General features: G+C 35.3%; 25 protein-coding genes. 8 read left to right on the plus strand and 17 right to left on the minus strand.

Going from position 1 to position 19,964, the window contains the following annotated elements; translation table 11 throughout:
* Positions 1–318 precede the first annotated feature (318 nt).
* Positions 319–1,299, plus strand: coding sequence for a phospho-N-acetylmuramoyl-pentapeptide-transferase (mraY, locus tag INQ25_RS05295; RefSeq protein WP_151807633.1), 981 nt, complete (start codon positions 319–321; stop codon positions 1,297–1,299).
* A 6-nt stretch (positions 1,300–1,305) separates the two neighbouring features.
* Complete coding sequence (locus tag INQ25_RS05300) at positions 1,306–1,902, plus strand: ribonuclease HII (RefSeq protein WP_213863236.1); 597 nt, start codon at positions 1,306–1,308, stop codon at positions 1,900–1,902.
* An 11-nt stretch (positions 1,903–1,913) separates the two neighbouring features.
* On the opposite strand, the gene virB9 is transcribed toward INQ25_RS05300, so the two are convergent.
* The 3 genes from virB9 to INQ25_RS05315 all read right to left on the minus strand — a co-directional run bounded on the left by virB9 (position 1,914) and on the right by INQ25_RS05315 (position 3,654).
* Positions 1,914–2,696 carry a P-type conjugative transfer protein VirB9 gene (virB9, locus tag INQ25_RS05305; protein ID WP_213863237.1) on the minus strand — a complete coding sequence of 261 codons (783 nt, stop codon included), beginning with the start codon at positions 2,694–2,696 and terminating at the stop codon, positions 1,914–1,916.
* 185 nt (positions 2,697–2,881) lie between these two features.
* Positions 2,882–3,337, minus strand: a complete 456-nt coding sequence (gene mlaD / locus INQ25_RS05310) for an outer membrane lipid asymmetry maintenance protein MlaD (RefSeq protein ID WP_213863238.1) — start codon at positions 3,335–3,337, stop codon at positions 2,882–2,884.
* A gap of 2 nt (positions 3,338–3,339) precedes the next feature.
* A complete protein-coding gene (locus INQ25_RS05315; protein WP_182309790.1) occupies positions 3,340–3,654 on the minus strand; it encodes an NADH-ubiquinone oxidoreductase subunit NDUFA12 family protein in 315 nt (104 codons plus the stop codon).
* A 64-nt stretch (positions 3,655–3,718) separates the two neighbouring features.
* On the opposite strand from INQ25_RS05315, the gene INQ25_RS05320 reads away from it, so the two are divergent.
* From INQ25_RS05320 to purF, 3 genes are read left to right on the plus strand one after another with little or no spacing between them, the layout of a single operon-like run.
* Positions 3,719–5,185 (plus strand): proton-conducting transporter transmembrane domain-containing protein, encoded by a 1,467-nt coding sequence (locus INQ25_RS05320; protein ID WP_213863239.1) that lies wholly within the window; start codon positions 3,719–3,721, stop codon positions 5,183–5,185.
* Positions 5,186–5,238: 53 nt separating this feature from the next.
* Positions 5,239–6,342, plus strand: a complete 1,104-nt coding sequence (rodA, locus tag INQ25_RS05325) for a rod shape-determining protein RodA (RefSeq protein ID WP_213863240.1) — start codon at positions 5,239–5,241, stop codon at positions 6,340–6,342.
* A 25-nt stretch (positions 6,343–6,367) separates the two neighbouring features.
* Positions 6,368–7,753, plus strand: a complete 1,386-nt coding sequence (gene purF, locus INQ25_RS05330) for an amidophosphoribosyltransferase (RefSeq protein WP_213863241.1) — start codon at positions 6,368–6,370, stop codon at positions 7,751–7,753.
* A 21-nt stretch (positions 7,754–7,774) separates the two neighbouring features.
* On the opposite strand, the gene INQ25_RS05335 is transcribed toward purF, so the two are convergent.
* From INQ25_RS05335 to rsfS, 8 genes are all read right to left on the minus strand, one after another.
* Positions 7,775–8,281 (minus strand): DNA-3-methyladenine glycosylase, encoded by a 507-nt coding sequence (locus tag INQ25_RS05335; RefSeq protein ID WP_213863242.1) that lies wholly within the window; start codon positions 8,279–8,281, stop codon positions 7,775–7,777.
* A gap of 56 nt (positions 8,282–8,337) precedes the next feature.
* Complete coding sequence (locus tag INQ25_RS05340) at positions 8,338–9,270, minus strand: hypothetical protein (protein ID WP_246484103.1); 933 nt, start codon at positions 9,268–9,270, stop codon at positions 8,338–8,340.
* A 65-nt stretch (positions 9,271–9,335) separates the two neighbouring features.
* Positions 9,336–10,316: a Holliday junction branch migration DNA helicase RuvB gene (ruvB, locus tag INQ25_RS05345; protein WP_015589389.1), complete on the minus strand. Its 981-nt coding sequence runs from the start codon at positions 10,314–10,316 to the stop codon at positions 9,336–9,338.
* Complete coding sequence (ruvA, locus tag INQ25_RS05350; protein WP_213863244.1) at positions 10,313–10,894, minus strand: Holliday junction branch migration protein RuvA; 582 nt, start codon at positions 10,892–10,894, stop codon at positions 10,313–10,315. The genes ruvB and ruvA overlap by 4 nt, the downstream gene beginning before the upstream one ends.
* A gap of 862 nt (positions 10,895–11,756) precedes the next feature.
* Positions 11,757–12,086 (minus strand): SWIM zinc finger family protein, encoded by a 330-nt coding sequence (locus INQ25_RS05355; RefSeq protein WP_007548583.1) that lies wholly within the window; start codon positions 12,084–12,086, stop codon positions 11,757–11,759.
* A 963-nt stretch (positions 12,087–13,049) separates the two neighbouring features.
* On the minus strand, positions 13,050–14,300 hold the full coding sequence (tyrS, locus tag INQ25_RS05360) for a tyrosine--tRNA ligase (protein ID WP_007548582.1): 1,251 nt from the start codon (positions 14,298–14,300) through the stop codon (positions 13,050–13,052).
* 1 nt (position 14,301) lies between these two features.
* On the minus strand, positions 14,302–14,541 hold the full coding sequence (locus INQ25_RS05365; protein WP_010963049.1) for a hypothetical protein: 240 nt from the start codon (positions 14,539–14,541) through the stop codon (positions 14,302–14,304).
* Positions 14,532–14,849, minus strand: a complete 318-nt coding sequence (rsfS, locus tag INQ25_RS05370) for a ribosome silencing factor (protein ID WP_006279567.1) — start codon at positions 14,847–14,849, stop codon at positions 14,532–14,534. The genes INQ25_RS05365 and rsfS overlap by 10 nt, the downstream gene beginning before the upstream one ends.
* Before the next feature lie 179 nt (positions 14,850–15,028).
* Here rsfS and INQ25_RS05375 point away from each other — a divergent pair, with 179 nt between their 5' ends.
* Genes INQ25_RS05375 through INQ25_RS05385 form a run of 3 tightly spaced genes read left to right on the plus strand, consistent with a single transcriptional unit; the run spans position 15,029 to position 16,891 of the window.
* Entirely contained in the window at positions 15,029–15,646 is a 618-nt protein-coding gene (locus tag INQ25_RS05375; RefSeq protein ID WP_246484104.1) for an AAA family ATPase, read from the plus strand.
* Positions 15,639–16,127 (plus strand): RNA pyrophosphohydrolase, encoded by a 489-nt coding sequence (locus INQ25_RS05380; protein WP_006279569.1) that lies wholly within the window; start codon positions 15,639–15,641, stop codon positions 16,125–16,127. The genes INQ25_RS05375 and INQ25_RS05380 overlap by 8 nt, the downstream gene beginning before the upstream one ends.
* A complete protein-coding gene (locus tag INQ25_RS05385) occupies positions 16,124–16,891 on the plus strand; it encodes a TatD family hydrolase (RefSeq protein WP_010082353.1) in 768 nt (255 codons plus the stop codon). The genes INQ25_RS05380 and INQ25_RS05385 overlap by 4 nt, the downstream gene beginning before the upstream one ends.
* A gap of 27 nt (positions 16,892–16,918) precedes the next feature.
* Here the strand turns inward: INQ25_RS05385 and mdh are convergent, their stop codons facing one another.
* Genes mdh through INQ25_RS05415 form a run of 6 tightly spaced genes read right to left on the minus strand, consistent with a single transcriptional unit; the run spans position 16,919 to position 19,949 of the window.
* Positions 16,919–17,869, minus strand: coding sequence for a malate dehydrogenase (gene mdh / locus INQ25_RS05390; protein ID WP_007548577.1), 951 nt, complete (start codon positions 17,867–17,869; stop codon positions 16,919–16,921).
* Between the two features lie 3 nt (positions 17,870–17,872).
* The gene (locus tag INQ25_RS05395; protein ID WP_213863246.1) at positions 17,873–18,445 is read right to left on the minus strand and encodes an NADH-quinone oxidoreductase subunit C; all 573 of its coding nucleotides are present in this window, start codon (positions 18,443–18,445) and stop codon (positions 17,873–17,875) included.
* Entirely contained in the window at positions 18,438–18,944 is a 507-nt protein-coding gene (locus INQ25_RS05400) for a NuoB/complex I 20 kDa subunit family protein (protein ID WP_006279574.1), read from the minus strand. The genes INQ25_RS05395 and INQ25_RS05400 overlap by 8 nt, the downstream gene beginning before the upstream one ends.
* A gap of 3 nt (positions 18,945–18,947) precedes the next feature.
* Positions 18,948–19,301: an NADH-quinone oxidoreductase subunit A gene (locus tag INQ25_RS05405; RefSeq protein WP_006279576.1), complete on the minus strand. Its 354-nt coding sequence runs from the start codon at positions 19,299–19,301 to the stop codon at positions 18,948–18,950.
* 18 nt (positions 19,302–19,319) lie between these two features.
* Positions 19,320–19,688, minus strand: coding sequence for an HIT domain-containing protein (locus INQ25_RS05410; RefSeq protein ID WP_010082356.1), 369 nt, complete (start codon positions 19,686–19,688; stop codon positions 19,320–19,322).
* A 3-nt stretch (positions 19,689–19,691) separates the two neighbouring features.
* A complete protein-coding gene (locus tag INQ25_RS05415; protein WP_006279579.1) occupies positions 19,692–19,949 on the minus strand; it encodes a hypothetical protein in 258 nt (85 codons plus the stop codon).
* Positions 19,950–19,964 lie beyond the last annotated feature (15 nt).

A 19,964-nucleotide genomic window follows, 5' to 3' on the forward strand; every position in this document is an offset into this window, starting at 1 on the left:
ACAGCAAATGGTGTCATTCCAGTCTGGAATCCAGAAATTTTGCTTATAACTGAGCTGATAAGCTAAAGGTAATTGTCTTACACTAAAACAAACGTTTTTAATTAAGTTGCATAGAACCAGTGTCTGGGCACTGGGATGACACCCCACTGGTGGTCCAAACTACAACGTTCGTACAGTTGTGGATTCCAGACTGGGATGACACCCTACTGATGGGCCCAAATCACAATGTTCGTACAGTTGTGGGTCAGGCTATAGGATGACAGAAGTTGACTTTATTAGCTATAGGTGGTATGACACTTAGTCAATTTAAGTAAGCAGATGATCTTAGCTACAAAAGTATTTTTTACCTCATTTGTTTTTGGGTTTATTCTTTTTCCCTATTTTATAAAGCTTCTAAAAAAAATAAGCAAAGATGGGCAACCAATTAGATCATGTGGACCAGAAAGTCATTTAATAACAAAAAAGAATGTACCACCTATGGGCGGAATAATAATACTGATTTCTTCTTTATTACCAATTTTACTCTGGGCTCAGTTAACACCAGAAATTTTGCTGCTGATATTGATAACTCTATTTTTTGCTCTACTTGGATTTATTGATGATTATTTAAAATTGAAGACAAATCACTATCGAGGTTTAAGTGCAAAAACCAAAATACTTATTCAGTTTATTGTTGCTCTGGTTGGTGTGTTTATACTTAAGCTATACTCTGCTGAATGTTTTACAAAAACGTCCCTATTTAAAGGAGTAATAATAGATTTTGGCTATCTATATGTTCCGTTTGCTGCGTTTGTAATTGTCGGCTCTTCTAATGCTGTGAATCTCACAGATGGTTTGGATGGCCTTGCTGCAACTCAAGTTATCACTTCCTTTGCTTTTTTGGGGCTAATTGCATATATAACTCAGGCAGATATGAATATTACTTTATTCTGCATTGCATTTATAGGAGCTATTCTAAGTTTCTTGTGGTTTAACACACATCCAGCAAAAATATTTATGGGTGATGTTGGTAGCTTGTCGGTAGGTGCGGCTTTAGGGTTAACTAGTGTCCTAATTAAAAGAGAAATGCTTTTTGCCATTATTGGAATAATCTTTGTAATAGAGACTCTATCTGTTATTATTCAGATATCATATTTTAAATATACAAAGTTTAAATATGGAGAAGGAAAAAGAGTTTTTCTTATGGCACCAATACATCATCACTTTGAGAAGAAGGGATGGTCAGAAAATGCAATCGTTATGAAATTTTGGATAATTTCTATTATCTGTTCAGTTTTTACTATAACTTTCTTATTATAAAAACCTATGAAATACCCAGACTTTACATTAGAAAATAAATTATCAGGAGTGATAGCAGGAGTGGATGAAGTTGGAAGAGGTCCGCTAGCTGGTCCAGTAATATCCGCAGCCGTAGTGTTTATTGATAGAAATACAATTATTGATGGAATCAACGACTCGAAAAAGTTGACTCCTCAATGTAGGCAAGTCCTATATGAAAAAATAATATCCGTTGCAAAATTTGGTATAGGAATGGCAAGCGTAGAAGAAATAAATTCATACAATATCTTGCAAGCAACAAAACTTTCAATGAAACGTGCGTTGATAGACTTGGACCTAGAGTTAGATTATGTGCTAGTTGATGGTAATCAACCACCTGAAGTGAAATGGCAAGTGAAATCCATAGTAAATGGTGATAATTTGAGTACATCAATTGCAGCAGCTTCAATCGTTGCAAAAGTTACGAGAGATCGGCTTATGCAAGAATTGCATAATAAGCATCCTGAATATAATTGGTATAAAAATAAAGGATATGGGACAAAAGAGCACCTTAACGCTATTGGCCTTTATGGAATTACAGAACATCATAGAAAAAATTTTGCACCCATATCTCGGGTATTATAGCCTTTAATCACTCACCCTTTTTTGAAAGGTATGTTTTCATTAAATAGGCAAACTGTACTTGATCCATTCCTTAAGGTAAACACTGAACTCACCCTTTCGATTATCAGGTAGTCGTCAACTGTACGGAAGTTTACTAAAGACTCATACCCTGCAGAATCAACCATAAAAACTGCCGGGAAATCAGAGTTTATTTTATTGAATTGTAGATATGTAAATTTTCCATCATCAAAAACCTTGATTGGTATTATTGACTGACTGCCTTTAACGTGCGAGATGGAATAATTAAAATTTAAGCCTTTCTTTACAACTTCAATATCGTTTATATCAGGAATAATGGTATGACTAGCTTGTTCGAAGATATCACCGTTATTTGTTGTGTAAATCTCATCACTGCTAAATAGTGGATAAAGAAACCTTACTTCATATGCTAATTTTGGATCATCTAGTCCAGTTGCTTCTTCAGCATGAAGTTCAAAGTAATAAACTCTTTTGTTGGTAATTATAGTTGCATTAGTATCAGCAATATCATCTATAGGCTTAATAAACAATCTGTTACCTTGAGGAAGAAGTTGCCAACCAGTTGAATCACCCATTGAAAGGTTTTGTATTACCTCCCCTGGTTCAAACAATATACTGGACTGATAACCATAAAAACCCGTATACTTATGTATAGCTTGTGGGTTATAATTTATTACCTTTATGTGATTATCTCCAGCTATTGAACGTGGCTCCTGTTTTGCAAGTGCATCACTACCACAGAGGAATAACAGTACGGCAAACAGTAAACCAATCATAATATCAAAATAAATTAATCTTCATTTTATCATTGATAGACATGCACTGCAACTGTTAAGGCACTTTCTATACTATAAACCCCAAAGCAAGCGGTAGAAAAGGCAAGGAATAAGGCAAACTCCTTAAATACTTTAGAACTACAGGAGGCTTCATCTGAACGGGTACACTTGGAATCCTGCCATTTTCATTTTGTAAACATACCAATAATTTTGTCCATTATTCCACCCATATTTGCTTCAGCTTGAGTATACTCTATTTTACCACCGTGCAAGATTAGTTTAATATCTGATCCAGGTGATATATTAACAAATTTACTGCCAACAACTCCACTGCTAGTGATCAGAGCTGAACTATCAATTGGCAATTTTATGTCTTTGCTTATACACATATCGATTCGTGCTACGTAGGTAGCTTTGTCAAGTGATACACCAGTTATGCTTCCAACATCTACACCAGAGATCTTGACACTATCACCAACTCCTATACCGTTAGCGTTAGCAAAAAGACCATATATTTTATTGCAATCCTTATAGTTTTTCTTTATGTAAGATAGCTTATCAATAGCAAAGAAAATCAGAAAAATAGTAAAAATTAATACAAATAATCCAGCGGTTATTTCAAGTATATTTGACCTTCGCATCTTTAGTTATCAGGACTCCAGCTTTTATAGTAATTTTTCACTTTTTGGTTTGGATAGTATGCACCTTTTGTACCCGTTAAATTAGGAGTATGTTTTACTTTTCTTTTTTTATTATTAACTGGTACTACATTATCAGTATAGTGAAGCCATATATGCCATTCCGGAGGCACTGTTGTAGGCTCAGAAACACTGCTATACATAACCCACCTTTTTCCTTTACTTGATTCATAGTAAGAATTTCCATTTTCATCTCTTCCTACAAATTTATCTTCTCTTCGTAATAGGCGTTTTATTGCATTACAAATTTTAGATAACATAAGGGTATTAAAACAAAAAGTATTATATATACTAATACTTTAACGATATATTAACAACAATTTAATGCAATTACCAATTTTACAAGTTATTATCCCAATAATTGCATCAATGTTTTGCTTTCTTGCCAAGAAACACAAGGTATCTTGGTTTATTTCTTTTATTGCAACAACAATCACTCTTATCATTTCATCAATACTACTCATTAAAACATATAAAGGCGAAATTATAACTTATCACCTTGGGGATTGGGCTCCCCCGTACGGCATAGAGTTAAGAATCGACGTGTTGAACTCCTTGATTCTAACTTTGGTGAATTTTATAGCGCTGATTAGCGTGCTTTATAGCTTTTATATTAACGAAAAAGAAATTAGCAAAAACAAAATCACTGGTTTTTACTCTCTATTTCTACTGTGCTTAAGCGGACTGTTCGGGATTCTAGTAACAAACGACATATTTAACCTTTACGTTTTCTTGGAAATTTCATCTCTTTCTTCTTATGTATTAGTTTCAATGGGAAGGGATAAAAAAGCCTTGGTTGCAGCATTTGAATATCTAATTAGTGGCACTATAGGGGCAACGTTTTACTTGTTTGGCATCGGGCTCTTGTATTCAATGACTGGAACACTCAATATGTCTGACATGGCTGAAAGAATAGTTCCATTATACGATAACAACATCATAAAACTTGGCACATTGTTCATTTTTGTTGGTCTCTCAATTAAAATGGCACTGTTTCCATTAAGCAGGTGGCTGGTTAATGCATATAGTGAAGCGCCAAGTTTCATCAGCATATTCTTTTCAGGCACAGTAACTAAAGTGATGATATATGTTTTCATCAGAATCTTTTATACCATTTTCCAACAAAATTTTTTCTTGTTTAAGCCGCTGTTGGACAATGTGATAATTATCCTCGCACTTTGCGCTGTTATATTTGGGTCAATATCTGCAATAACTGCAAAGGATATAAGAAGACTGCTTGCTAATTCTAGTGTCAGCCAAATTGGTTATATAATTTTAGCACTGAGTTTTAACTCAAAAACAGGTGTATTTGCAGCAATTCTTCACATAGTAAACCACAGCATAATAAAAACATCTTTATTCATGGCTGCAGGATGTATTTCTTACAAATTTGATACAACAAAAATAGAGAATTTATCGGGACTCAAGAAATCAATGCCTTATACAGCACTTGCATTCACTCTACTCAGTTTAGCATTAATCGGTGTGCCTTTAACAAATGGCTTTGTAAGCAAGTGGTATATAATGAAAGCAATTATCGAATCTCATGCGTGGATTTCCCTTGTAACATTTGCTGCTGGCTCTTTCCTTGCATTGATATATATGTGGAAGATGGTAGAGAAAATGTATTTTGAAAATGATGCAACGTCACGCACTGGAATGACACCGGACAAAATTAATGATGTGCCATTTCCTATGCTTTTCTGTCTATTGTTTATGGCAGTTTTAACAGTAGTAACTGGAATATATAGCACTCCAATTCGGTTAGTAGTTGAGAAGTTGGTTTTTTGATTTTTATCTTTGTTTCATATTTTACTATACTTTAAGGTTATAAGGTCTTTATTGTGGATAGACTGAAGAAGATTCATTGGTTGTTAGTCATTAACGTGATAGCGCTGTTTTGCGTTGGCATTGTTGTTCAATACTCTTCTGCTGGAGGAAAGTGGGTGCCATTTGCGATTCACCAACTGGTCATATTCTCCTTCTTTTTCCTACTTGCTATAGCTATGTCATTCATAGAGCTAGATTTTTATTTGAAGCACGCCTACTTTTTTTATGTAGCAGCAGTGATTTCGCTATTAGTAGTGAATTTTTTTGGCTCACACATAATGGGTGCAACAAGGTGGATAAGAATTGGATCAATTAGTTTGCAACCATCAGAATTTGCAAAAGTAGGCTTAATACTTGCGCTTGCTCGCTATTTTGATAAGCAGAGTGTATATAAAATGATGGAATTTAAAAGATTGCTTAAGGCACTTATAATTATTTTCTTACCCGTGTTCTTGGTGTTAAAGCAACCTAATTTAGGAACAGCTGTGATAATGTTATTTATAGGGATATCAATTATATTCACAGCAATAATAAAAAGATCTCATTCGGTAATATGTGGAACGCTTGGCATTTTTGCAGTACCGGCTATTTGGCCTTTTTTACGTCCTTATCACAAGCAAAGGATATTGTCGTTTTTGGATTCATCAGTGGATCCACTTGGGATAGGTTATAATGCGCAGCAATCTCAGATAGCTATTGGTTCAGGAGGTTTGCTTGGTAAGGGCTTTGTTAACGGAAGTCAAACTCAACTTGGATTTTTGCCGGAAAAGCGTACAGATTTTGCTTTTGCAGTGCTGAGTGAGGAGTGGGGATTTTTAGGTAGCATGGCTTTAATTTTACTCTATACTACATTGCTTGCTATAATGCTCTCTATTGCTTATAGGTCAAAAAATTATTTTTCTAAGTCGGTATCTATCGGTATTTTCGCCTTTTTTAGTGCTCATTTCTTTATAAATATCGGAATGACAATGGGCCTCTTACCTGTGATAGGTGACCCATTGCCATTTCTGTCCTATGGAGGAAGTACAACTGCTGCAAGTTTGATATGTATAGGGCTATTGCTGGCAATAAAAGCAGATGAACAACAAAATGCTTGTATTTTACCTATGCTAAAGTAGAATTAAACTTTACTTAATAGTTTTTATGCTAGATGAAATGCGTGAGGAATGTGGGGTATTTGGCATAAGCTGCAACCAAAGTGCTGCTTTTAACTCTATACTTGCTCTCCACGCTTTGCAGCATAGAGGTCAAGAGTCTTTTGGCGTAGCAACCAGTAACAACGATAAGCTGCACTCTTATCACTTTCAAGGTCAAGTGAGCAGCGTATTTGATGATATAGATGAAATAAAGAAATCCTTACCTGGGGATTGTGCAATAGGTCATGTTCGATACTCAACAAGTGGTAGTAAATTTGGAGTGCAGCCCATGTTTGGCAAAAGTGGCAAATTTGGGGATTTTGCCATAGCACATAATGGTAATTTAATTAATATTTCTCCGATACGCAAACAATTAATTAAACAAGAGTGCGTTTTTCAGTCAGATATTGATACAGAAGTAGTAGTGCATCTGACAGCAAGCGGTGAAAAAGATAGCTTCTTAGAGAGTTTTATATATGCATTAAAGCAAATACAAGGTGCTTATTCTTTTGTGGCAATCAATCAAGAAGTAGTTATTGGAGTACGTGATCCATCTGGAATCAGGCCTCTTGTTTTAGGAAAGTTAAACGGTTCTTACGTTCTTGCATCTGAAACTTGTGCTCTTGATATAATAAATGCAGAGTTTGTTAGAGAAATAGAACCAGGCGAATTAGTTACCATCAGTTCGGATAGTAAGCTAGCCTCAGTGTTTCCTTTCCCACAGCAAAAATCAAGTTTTTGTATTTTTGAATACGTTTATTTTTCAAGACCAGACAGCATAATGGAGAATAGGTCTATATACGATACAAGAAAAGAAATAGGAAGAATACTTGCAGAAGAGAGCCCACCAAAAAACAATGTAGATATGGTTGTACCAATACCTGATTCTGGAATACCTGCAGCTATTGGATATGCAAAGCATTCAGGATTACCTATGGAACTGGGAATAATTCGTAATCATTACATAGGAAGAACTTTTATACAACCAACTGCTGAAGTACGTAAAGTTAGAATAAAATTAAAATTCAATGCTAATAAGCACACTTTGAAAGGTAAAAACATAATTTTAATAGATGATAGTATAGTGCGTGGTAGTACGTTAACAAATATAATAGTTATGCTAAAGGATGCAGGAGTAAAAGAGATTCACCTCAAAATTTCAAGCCCACCAATTAAGCATTCTTGTTTTTATGGAATAGATACGCCAGAGTGCAAAGATTTAATTGCTGCAAATAAATCTGTAGAGGAAATTAAGGAAGTTATAGGAGTAGATAGCCTAGCCTTCTTGAGTATTGATGGACTATATCAGGCTGTTAAAGCAGAAAAGCGTAACAATGCTACGCCACAATATTGTGATGCTTGTTTCACTGGTGATTATCCGATTGGCAAATAATCTACGTAAGATCACTGGAGCTCAGATCTTAAACCGCCAAAATTTCTCTTGGCCTTTACTAATTCCGATTCTCGGGGTGCAAATATAATCTGGTTTGAGGTGAGATTCATAAACACAAAATTTGTGGCTTATAGTAAGGTCCTGTTTGTTATGTTCTTTTGTAATATTTAATCTTTTACACAATATTCCTGGCCCACCTAAATTTGCTTCAAGCGGTTCAATGAGCTTTAATCCCCGTATTAACACTGCTGCTGGGAACCCTTCTGCTTCTGTTACAATATTTAAACAGTAATACATTCCATATATAAAATACACGTATGAAAATCCTGGCATACCAAACATTACTGAGGTTCGATTAGTATAGCCTCTTGCCGCGTGACAAGCTGGGTCATTCATTCCTATATAGGCTTCAACTTCGGTTATTATTCCACTAAAGTTAGAAAATTTGAGGACTTTTCCCAATAACTCTCCAGCTACAGTTAAGGTCGGCCGCTCGTAGAAATTTCTTGGTAGTATTATGTTGCTCATTATAAGAGTATAAGTTACTTGCAAATGCAAGCAACTTATACTGAATTTTCACTACTTTACCTATTTTGAGCAGCAGAAGCTTGATGCTTTTGTGGTGCGCCGCTCAAGTCTTCTACATTTGTTGAAGGCTGCTCCAAAAATTTTACTTCTTCAGAGCTTTGTTGTAATTGTGTTTGTGGCAATTGTGATGCTAATGCTTCATGTAAAGGCTTTGCTTCATATTGCCTTCCTACTTTTACTTCTTTATGTGCAGCTAATTGCTCCATAGTAACACCATTACCCTCAATAAGTTTTATAGAACCATTATCGTGAATGCTAATTTTAATATTACATTCCTTTCCTTCAACATGCCACTTCAGAGTCATCTCATATGACCCATTTGCCACTTCGTAAATTTTTGTTCCATGCTCGTCAATTCGGAGACGTAGCCCCCTTGCTTTACTTTGAGGTAGCAATAATGTAATTGCTTTCACGCCATATTGTTTACACAAATCGTTATTTAGAATGTCACTCATGCTTATTTCTTTTGTATTACTACCTATCGCAATTCTTACGGCAGGCTCAATAATATTATCTTCATTTTTGCTTTCTTTAAGTTTTATAAATTCTATATCATTATTTTCTATATTTTTAGATATCTCTTCTTTAATCTGTTCAGCAATTTTGCCTATAATGTTCTTACCACCATATTTATTCTCATCCCGAGCAGTATATGTACATATACCATTACTATCCTTATGAATATAAGGTTTTGGTTTCTTTTTATTAGTGGTATTAGTAGAAGTGTTGTTCTGCATTATAAAGAACTCATTCCATTCTTCTGCATTATTAAGAGTGACGTATTTAGGTACGTTCTCATCTAGTGTTGATTTAGGTACATTTTTAGTATCCGAAATCGAATTATTATCAGAAGGACTGATATTTAGATTAGAAGAAGTTTCAATTAAAGATACAGTTTCAGTGCTATTAGTTAACATATATGCCTCCATTATTTTTAATATATAAATGTTAGCATATAGATACCACGCCAATTAGTCAATATAAATTATGATGTTTAATGTTGAAAGCTCAAATACTCCTTTGCTTGATCGGTTAGAACGCGCCCTCTTGGTGTGCGCTTTACAAAACTAATTTTGATTAAATAAGGTTCTACTGTTTCTTCAATATTGCCAACATCTTCGGATAGCGCAATAGATATGGTGTCAATTCCAACAGGGCCTGAAGTGTTGAATAAAAATCTTAGATAATTCATATCAAGTTTATTGAGTCCCATTTTATCTACACCCAATTTTAGTAATACAGAATCAGCGACTTCATAAGTAATTTTTTTATCATCTTTCACTTCAACAAAATCCCTTATTCTTCTGAGTAACCTCAAAGCAATTCTTGGAGTGCCGCGCGCACGGCAGGCAATTTCCCGCGCAGCACCCTCTTCAATTTCAGCAGAAAGAACTCTTGCGCCTCTTTTTATAATATCGACTAGCTCCTCAAAAGAATAAAACTCAAGGTGCAAAGGAATGCCAAAACGATCTCTGAGTGGCGCAGAAAGTAATCCAAGCCGTGTTGTTGCTCCAATTAGCGTAAATGGTGGTAGATCTATCCTTAAAGTGCGAGTAGATGGACCTTCACCTACTAATATGTCCAGGCAAAAATCTTCCATAGCAGTATATAAAACTTCTTCGATGCTGCGATTTAATCTATGAATTTCGTCGATAAATAGAACATCTTTTGCATTTAAAGTGGTAAGCACTGCGGCCAAATCTCCAGCTTTACTAAGTAAAGGACCAGAAGTTGCGCGAAAGCTAACTCTTAATTCTTTAGAAACAATTTGTGCTAAAGTTGTTTTGCCAAGCCCTGGAGGACCGTACAATAAGACGTGATCTAAAGCTTCAGTTCTCGTCTGTGCAGCGTTTATAAACACTTTTAAATTTTGTATTAAGTCTTTTTGCCCGACAAAATCATCAAGTTGCTCAGGCCTTATGTTAATATTGCGCACATCTTCAGTATATTCTTTACCGCACGATATTGATTTCATAATGTTAAGAGCTCCTTAAGCGCCATGCGAATAATGTCCTTAGTGTCCAGGTTTGACGATTCGTCTTGTATTTTTTTTATCGTATCATAAGCTTTCATTTTTTCATACCCAAGATTGATCAATGCTGAAAGGGCATCTTCATTAATTGGATTAAAGTTATTGTTATTTATTTCTAGTTTACTCACTTTGCCACTCAATTCAGTGATGATTCGATTTATGAGTTTCAGGCCAAGTCCGCTCATCTTGAGTGCTACTTTATCTTCATTCATAATTGCCAAAAATAGCTGTTCTGGAGTTAATTTGCCCAAAATTGACATTGCAGTTTTATAGCTAACGCCGCTTACTTTAACTAGCAACCTCAAGCACTGCTGTTCTTCTTCGCTTATAAAACCATATAGCTGAGCGACATTTTCTCTGTTATTTGCATAGGTTTCGATAAGTAATTTGATTCTACTTCCAATTGCACAAGCACTTAAAGTTTTGGCTGAAAGATACACCATATAGCCAACATCATTCACATTCAGGATTATGTGATCACTGCGCACTTCATCAACTATTCCGCTTAGATTTCCTATCATTTTTAACACTATATAGAGTTCAGTTTAAATACTCCCGGATCTTAGGTCAAGCAAACGAACATTATAACAGGGAAACGTGGCTAAAAAACCACTTGACAAACTCCGCCAGCCCCCTTATCATAAACACTGAAGCTATTTATTTATCTTCTCTGTACAGATTAAATGACAAAAAAACTCACGTATCTGGCGTATCATGTTTAATTTTTTGCACTATGTGCACCTTATGTCTTATAAAATTTCTACCTACATAAGCTGAAACGCGCTTATAAAGCGTTTAAAACATAAAAAAACGCCAACTTAAAAAATGGATAGTGAATAACTAGCTACCCTAGGGTTTCTTTTGCCTTTTTTTCTGTTTAGTAAATTTCTTAACGTTTATAATTTAGATTAGTTGCGGTTTAAAAGTAGCTGAATCGCGGTTATTAAGTGTTTAGAATAAAAAAACGCCATACTTGAAAGTATAATGTAAGTAATTAGCCAATCATGGGGCTTTTTTTGCCTTTTTTTTCGTTTGGTAAATTTCTTAATGTTTATAGCTAAACGACAACCGTCATCCCGCTGCTTGTTAGCGGGATCTATGCTAAGAGATACCGCGGATGAATCGCGCGGTATGACGGTTCGTGGTGGCATCTCGTCATCCCGCTACGTGTTAGCGGCTAAGAGATACCGCGGCGGTATGACGTCTTAGCCATAGATTACCTGATCTCACCATCTTTCCGGTTGTTTTATACATAATTCTCGGATTTTGAAAGTTCACTTTGAATAAATTGCTCATATTCTTTATCCTCTAGTTCTTCAAAAATCTCAGGATAATGTTTACTGGAACGAGTAATTATTGAAATTAGCTCTTGCTTTGTTTTTCTTAGTAAAACCTTTCAAAGAGAGTCTGTTCATCTGGGCGCGCAGACGATCGATACTCCTTTCTATCAAGTGCAACCAAAGCAAAACCTGTTGCAGCCATATGCTTACATGGACCATAATACACAAATGCAGGACAGGAACATGTTCCACTCAAAAGAGGACCATCGTGCTTTAGTGTTACTCGATATACATTTGATCCAACTACCTTTGATTTAGCTTGAGATTCATTAACAGATATAATCTGTACCTTTCTTTTGTCAAAATAATCCCTTCCTCTGGAGCGGTAGGGTTCTTTGATAAGACCTGTGATATCTTTATAATACAGTCTCATTTTTACCTCCTTTAAAACCCTCAATTTTCTAATATATCCTTTCTTCCATAAAAATTTATTAACTCACCACAACTTTTATATGGCCCTGCGGACAATTTTATAGTGCTATAGCTAACTCAAGAAAGGTTTCCCTACGTCATACCGCGATTCATTCCATAACTGTATGAACATTCATTTTTGAAGGTAAATTGCACAGCAAATGGTGTCATGAAAGTAGCTGACACTGGAATCCAGCCTTGCCGTAATCTCATCAAGAACGTTGTGTTTTAACATAAAACGGCTACTTTTATACTTACCAACTTAATAAAATTCCTGGATCCCAGTGGGCTTTGTTGCATCGCTACTTATGAAAGGCTAACTATAATTAGGATTATAAGCAACCTATTGAAAATCTTGTTTTTTTGCAATCAATCTGATCAAATTTAAGAATAGTAATTTATTATTTATATTAATAAATTTAATTCTATTGAAAATAGCTAAAGCATTGAAATTCTTGAATTTTAGCCGGATTAGTGAGTGGTAGTGAAATTTCTTTTACTCAAATTTAGGTATTCACTGACCGTTCTTGTTATAAATACCAGAATAATAAGCTACTGATATTCTCCACCTTTTTTATCTTTAATCCATCATAGCTAGCGATGCAACAAAGCCATCCCAGTGCTTGACACTGGGATGACAAGAAGAGGGTACTTGGATAAGAGGCATTGCCCTCCTGGTAGGCCCAAATTGCAATGTCCGTACAGTTATGGATTCATTCGCGGTATAGATTCCGCTAATGAGTAGCGGAATGACGAATTTGTTGTTTTTCAAATTGTAGGTAAACCTAAGCCACTTTAGCTATATATAATAGAATTTCGCTTTCTACTATCTTTCCAGTTGTTTTATACATAATTCTCGAATTTTGAAAATTTGCTCCATATCTAATTTCTCACTTGTATAAAATTTGTTTTCTTACTTCGAGACCTAATCTACCACAACTTTTATATGGCGTTTCTTTCCTGCAGATAATTTTATAAATGGCTGATCTTTAAAGCTTTCGAAATTTATTACATGATCAATATTGTTTACAACATTATCATTAATCTTGCATCCGTTGCCCTGTATTAAACGCTTTGCAGCGCCTTTTGAAGGTTCAAAACCGGTGTCATGTAGTAGGTCTACTAAGGATATGCCGCTTGCAACTTGTTCTTTTTTTATGATGTAATCAGGAAGTAGTGAGCTATCTTCATTCTCAAAAGCAGAAATTGCAGCAAATTGTGCAAGTTCCGCTTCTTTGTCACCATGACATATTTTTGTCACTTCTGTTGCCAAGACCTTTTTTGCTTCATTTATTTCTTGATCCTTTAAAGACTCTAATTTTCTAATCTCATCAATTGGCACATCAGTGAGCAATCTTAAAAAACGTCCAACATCTTGATCATCAACGTTGCGAAAATATTGCCAGTAGTCGTAAGGCTTTAGCATATTATCATCAAGCCACACTGCTCCACTTTCAGTTTTGCCCATTTTTTTTCCTTGTGCATTTAATAAAAGAGGCATGGTAAGGCCAAATAGCTCAGGTAAATTCAACTTTTTTCCAAGTTCAATTCCGTTTACTATATTTCCCCACTGGTCTGACCCTCCAATCTGCAGACGACAATCATATTTTTTGTTTAATTCAATAAAGTCGTAAGCTTGCAATAGCATGTAATTAAATTCCAGAAAGCTTAAGGTTTGCTCTCTATCCAGCCTGGTTTTCACACTATCAAAACTTAGCATACGATTTACAGAAAAATAAGCTCCTATATCACGCAAAAAATCTATGTATTTTATGTTATCCAACCAATCTGCGTTATTTACTATCATTGCACCAGTCTTGCTGTCATTAAAAGACACCATTTTCTCTAATATTCTCCTTATACTGGATGTATTTTGATTGATGTTCTCTACAGGCAAGATGCTTCTTGCTTTATCTTTGAAGGATGGGTCACCAATTTTTGTTGTGCCACCTCCAAGTAAGACTATCGGCTTATAACCAAATTTTTGTAGGTGACAGAGCATCATAATCTGAATTAGGTGACCAGCATGAAGACTTGGTGCTGTGCAATCAAACCCAATGTATGCAACTATATAATTGCTCTGCAATAATAATTGATCTAGCCCTTCAATGTTTGTGCATTGGTATAGGTACCCTCTTTCTTGGATGAAATTTAAAAATTCAGATGCGTGTTTCATTTTATAAACCCCAGTCTATCCTGTCATTAATGCCGAAGGTAACCCTAATAGAGAAGCCAGTGCCCAGACACTGGAACTTAATTATAAACAAGCACACTATACAACGTTTTCGATGAAATTGCATGAAAAACTGGATTCCAGTGTCAGCTACTTTCATGACACCACTACCTGTGCAGGAGTTGCCTTCAAAATTACAACGTTTGTGCAGTTGTGCACCAGCTATCCAGGCAATCAGTTCCATAACTCTTCTATTTTATAATACTCCCTTACTTCCGGCCTGAATATGTGAACCATTATGCCTTGAAAATTCAAAACTACCCAATTGCCTTCATCCATACCTTCTACATCTATTTTATCATGTGGCTTGAGGCTTTTTATTACGTGCTCAGCTAAAGCTTTAACGTGACGGCTTGAATCACCAGATGCAATAATCATATATTTTGCAATAACGGTTTTATTCTGCACATCAAAAGTTACTATATCATGACCTTTATTTTGATCTATTATCTCTTCAATTGTACTTCTTATCGATTCCATATCGCTAAGCATTGTTTACAGGTTATATGATTCATTTATAATTATATACTCAAAATTTCTAAATATGAACTATTTTCAACGCAACTACTTGTTAAAGGTATTACCTGCATCTATTTTATCATCATGTTTTTAGCATGTACAATGTATATACTTTTTATATAATTGAAAATAGCTTTTTACTAGTATTCATTATGGGCAAGACTCTCATCTACTTAATCGGCTTTCCAGGCAGTGGTAAGTTTACTACTGCAAAGGAACTGTGTAAAATCATTGGTGCAGTAATAGTAAGCAATAATCTATTCAATAATATTATATTTGATATTGTTAAATTACAAAACGCTGAAGTTCCAGATGACCTATGGGAAAAAATTTTTGCAGTTAGGGAAAATGTATTAGCAATACTGGAAAAACACTACGTAAAATCAAAACATTATATATTTACAAATGAATTGATAAAGGGTGATCCCTATGACCAAAGATTATATAACTCAGTGGTAAATTTAAGTAAAAAAATGGACATGGAAATTTTTTCTGTAGTATTACATTGTAATAATGAAAAACTAGTAAGACGTGTCCAATCAGAAGAGAGATATCAGGAAAATAAAATTACTGATCCGGATTTTGCTATAAAGAAAATTGAAGGGAAAAGGCTATTTATACCTGAGGGTTCGCTTGAAATTGATAACTCGAACTTGAGTGCAAAGGAAGTTGCAAAGAAAATTGTTGAAGAGATGAAGAAAGAAAAAAATGGAAAATTAATTAAAACTTCTGTAACAAATCATTTAAAAACAGAGCGTACTCGTGGTTGAGCAGAAAGATAAGTACCGTCCTTGTGTTGGCATAATGCTATTTAACAGACAAGGACATGCCTTTATTGGAAAACGCTTTGATAGCGATTCTTACTGGCAGATGCCACAAGGAGGTGTTGATGATGGTGAGGAACTGGAACAAGCAGCGTTACGTGAGTTGCTAGAGGAGGTTGGTACTAATAAAGTAAAGGTTATAACTAAAAGCAAGGATTGGATATACTACAACTTGCCTGAAGAAGTTATACCAATATGCTGGAATGGAAAATATTCTGGTCAAAAGCAAAGGTGGTTCTTAATGAAGTTTTGCGGAGAGGATGAGGACATTGATATTAATTATACTGGTCATCCAGAGTTCAAAGAGTGGCGTTGGCAAGGTATAGATAGTTTAGTAGCCAGTGCTATATCATTTAAAAAAGAAGTTTATAAAACAGTGATAGAAGAGTTTTCTTCTATAATAAAAGCCTCAACAATAAGCTCATGATAGTAGATTCTCATTGCCACTTGATTTATTTTTCTGACGATGAAATACCAAAAGTAATTTCAAGGGCAGAGCAAAATGGTGTAAAGGTTTTGCATAACATATGCGTAAGCATTGACGATGTTCCTAAGTTATTAAAAATTTCTTCATCCTATGATCAGGTCTACTCCTCTGTTGGTATACATCCGCTTGATGCTGCTATAGAAAACGGTGAGTGTATACATGTTGATGAATTAGTTGAATTTACCAAGAACCAAAAGGTAATTAGTATCGGTGAAACCGGGTTAGATTTTTATAAATCTGACAACAAAGACAATCAGAAAAAAAGTTTTGCATTACATATAGAAGCGTCAAGAATAACTGGACTACCTTTAGTTATTCACACAAGAAGCGCTGATAATGAGATGATCGATATGTTAAGGTCAGAAATGAAAGCCGGTGCTTTTAGTGGAGTAATGCACTGCTTTGCTTCCTCTAAAGAACTTGCTTATCAATCTATAGATTTGGGGTTATATATTTCATTTTCTGGAATTATTACTTTTAAAAATGCGAGCTTACTCAGAGAAATTGCACAAAATGTACCACGCGAGCGTGTTTTAGTCGAAACTGATGCACCATATCTATCACCTGAGCCTTATAGGGGAAAAAAGAATGAACCAGCAATGGTGAAATACGTTGTTGATTGTTTGGCAGAGTTGTGGAATGAGTCACCAGAACAAGTAGCGAAGGTAACCACAAGCAACTTTTTTAGGCTGTTTGAGCTATAAAGAAGCTCTATAAAACCATTAATTTGCTTATGAACCTAAAGATTTCACCAGCTCTCTCACCGAGTTTACAGACTTATTAAACATTTCTTGTTCACTATCATTCATTTTAACTTCTAGGATCTTTTCAATTCCGTTTTTTCCAATAATTACAGGAACACCAATAAACAACTCTTCTACACCATATTCACCATTAAGGTAAGCAGCACATGGTAATATGCGCCTCTTATCTTTTAAATATGATTCTAACATGCATATAGCTGAAGATGCAGGGGCGTAGTATGCAGATCCAGACTTAAGCAGATCAACTATTTCTTTACCGCCATTGCGAGTGCGTTCAACTATTTCATCGACTTTTTTCTGTGTGATAAGACCCATATCGATAATTTGAGTAAGTGGAACTCCAGCAACTGAAGCACAATTGATTAGTGGTACCATAGTGTCGCCATGTCCTCCAAGCACAAAAGCAGATATATCTTCAACTGAGATATTTAACTCACTTGCAAGAAAGTAACGAAAACGGGAAGAATCAAGCACTCCTGCCATGCCAACAATCATATTAGTTGGAAGGTTTGAAAATTTATGCACCACTGAAACCATGGCATCCAAAGGGTTGGTAACCACTATTACAAACGCGTTTGGAGAATATTTTTTAATATTTTCGCCAACCTCCTTCATTACTTTAGCATTGGTTTGCAGGAGGTCATCCCTGCTCATTCCAGGTTTTCTAGCGATGCCAGCGGTTATTATAATTGCATCGGAGTTTTTTATATCTTCATACCTATTTGTGCCAGTAATATTGACATTAAATCCATCAATAGGGGATGATTCTGCTATGTCGAGTGCTTTACCTTGTGGTATTCCATCACTAATATCAAGTAAAACAACATCACCGAGTTCCCTTAGTGCAATCATATGGGTGAGAGTTCCACCGATATTTCCTGCACCGATTAAAGATATTTTTTTTCTTTGTACTGTCATTTTCTACTCCTTTATATTTACTTTTATGGTTTTACCTTCCCAAGGCGATAAGCTATCAAACATACGAAAATCTTGCGGTAAATCTATAGGATTATACACAACCTTTTTTGTCTCTATATCATATCTTACTTCCTCATAACCAGTGAGAGGGAAATCTTTTAACATTGGATGACCTTTGAATCCATAGTCTGTTAGAATCCTACGCAAATCAGGGTGATCAGAAAACTCTATTCCATACATATCAAACACTTCACGCTCAAACCACAAAGCCGTACTAAATATCTTCGCTACACTTGGAGGCATGTCGCTTTCACATAACTGAAGCTTTATGTGTACTCTAATATTATGCACAATGCTGAGCAGATTGTATATTAGCTCGAAACGCTTCTCTCTATTTGGATAGTCAACCCCAAAAATATCAACTAATAGTTCAAACCTACACTTTTCATCATCACGTAGAAAGAATAGGTACTTTTCAATTTCATCTAAAGTTGAATATATTACAATAATGCCATCATCTTTTTGAATGCACTCGCATTTGGTCTTTTTTTGTATATACTTTGCAGTTTTATCCATTCCGAGTCCGTTTTATTTTGTTTTGTAGGCATAGCATTCCATATAGCAACGCCTCAGCGGTTGGTGGGCATCCAGGGACATACACGTCAACTGGCACAATTCTATCACAGCCTCGGACTACTGAATAAGAGTAATGGTAATAACCACCACCATTTGCACAACTTCCCATGGAAATAACATACTTCGGGTCTGCCATTTGATCATAAACCTTGCGCAATGCTGCTGCCATTTTATTAGTTAGTGTGCCAGCAACAATCATCACATCTGATTGACGTGGGCTTGCACGAAACATTATACCATATCTATCAAGATCATAACGGCTGGATGCAGTATGCATCATCTCAACTGCGCAACATGCAAGACCAAATGTCATTGGCCACAATGAACCAGACCTTGCCCAATTCATTACATAATCTGTTAAATCACCAAATTTAGTGACAAGAAACCCTTCTTTTTTATAACGACCCCAGTCATCATTAGATAGAATTTGATTTGTCATAAACTACTCCCACTCTAATGCACCTTTACACCATTCATAGATAAAACCTATAGTGAGTATTGCAAGAAATACCATCATAGACCAAAATCCACCATAGCTTATCTTAGATAAAGAAACAGCCCAAGGAAAAAGAAAAGCAATTTCTAAGTCAAATATTATAAATAATATTGAAACTAGGTAAAATTTAATGTCAAAATTTTTCCTTGCACTGGATAGTGGATTGAAGCCACACTCATATGTGGAAAGCTTTTCACCATCTGGCTTACTCACTGCAAGAAACATAGGCAATATACCTAAAGCAAAAGATACTACAATTGATACGCAGATAAAGATTACTATGGTTAAATATTCGCTCATTTAACAAAACATATAACACTATGAGTTTACATGCTTTCCTAACTTTTTACCACCTAAAATATGCACGTGAAAGTGTGGTACAACCTGCTCTCCATTTTCACCGTAGTTAGTGACTAATCTATATCCTGTTTTTTCTAGATTATATTTGTGTGCTATCTCTCTTACAGTTTTGAAGAAATCCGCTATTTCCTCTTCAGGAGCTTTTAGAATGAAATCATCATATGAAATATATTGATTTTTTGATATAACTAAAATATGAACTGGTGCGTCAGGGTACTTATCATGAAAAGCTAGTACATTTTCATTTTCATGTACCTTCTCACAAGGTAACTCACCTCTTAATATTTGAGCAAAGATGTTATCGCTATCATAAACTTCATTGCTCATATTTTAAGAGCGACCTTTCCCTCTTTCTTCGTTTTTCTCTACATTAGGTGTAGATAGTGGTTTTATCGCTTCACCAGAAGCATCTTCAAGATTTAAAGAGCTTACAAGTTCCCTTACTTTTACCATGTCCTGCTGTTCTTTCAAAAAGGGTTCTATTCCACTTACCCTTTTTCCAGTAATAACTCCTGGTTGTAAGTGATACATATCCCCAGGAACAGTTAGACTATGATGTCTTTCCTCTATTTTTTTAGCTTCACTCATAATACTCCCCTATAA

The sequence above is a fragment of the Wolbachia endosymbiont of Rhagoletis cerasi genome (assembly GCF_018454475.1).
Classification (GTDB): domain Bacteria; phylum Pseudomonadota; class Alphaproteobacteria; order Rickettsiales; family Anaplasmataceae; genus Wolbachia; species Wolbachia pipientis.